Origin of the sequence: Prevotella sp. TF12-30 (genome assembly GCF_003436715.1) — a bacterium.
In the GTDB taxonomy this organism is placed as follows: domain Bacteria; phylum Bacteroidota; class Bacteroidia; order Bacteroidales; family Bacteroidaceae; genus Prevotella; species Prevotella copri_A.
Genome location: NZ_QSQJ01000132.1, coordinates 1 through 666 on the forward strand (window position 1 = coordinate 1; position 666 = coordinate 666).

Here is a 666-nt window from a genome sequence, read left to right on the forward strand (position 1 = left end):
TACCAGCTTGCAAATCGTCTTGTAGCCTACGAACGAAACCTTCATGAGGGCCTGTTTCTGCTGGCAGGGGATGACGAAATCGCCATTGGCGTTGCTCACGCCTCCACAGAGAAAGGAGGAATCCTTCGGGTTGAGCAGCTGGATATTGGCGAATTCTACAGGAAGATAGTGATTGTCTATTAATCTGCCTATCAGCTTGCGCTCGCTCTTGCGCATGCATTCTACCGTGATGAGGCTGTCGCCCACGGTCATCTGCATCGGATAGAAACCGATTACCTTGCGGATGGCATCGGGAATATTGGCTGTCTTCACGTTCTGGGTAACTGTGAAGTCTTCCAGTTCGTTGTAGATGAAACTGATTTTGTAGCGCTTGGAAGCCTTGTCGAGGTCGATGAGTACGTCCGACATGCTGCGGTCGTGATAGTTGCGCTGGATGTGCTGTGCGCTCATCGCCAGGGCGAACGTGTACAGCAGGAATATGATGGCTGAAAATCTTCTCATAATGATGTTGCTTTTTATTTGTTATTTTACAATCAGCTCGTTTTGTCGCAATTCGATGTTTACATTCTCGAATTGGTTCAGTTCTTTTACGATGTTCTCGATGCTCGAATGACTGTTCCATTCGTAATAGAGGCGGAGGGTCTTGTCCTCGTTATTCTCAAACTT

At 47.6% G+C, this 666-nt stretch carries 1 pseudogene; it reads right to left on the minus strand.

The window, feature by feature from the left end:
• Positions 1–501 (minus strand): annotated as a pseudogene (locus DXD25_RS16450) (carboxypeptidase-like regulatory domain-containing protein); the annotation flags it as partial.
• Positions 502–666 lie beyond the last annotated feature (165 nt).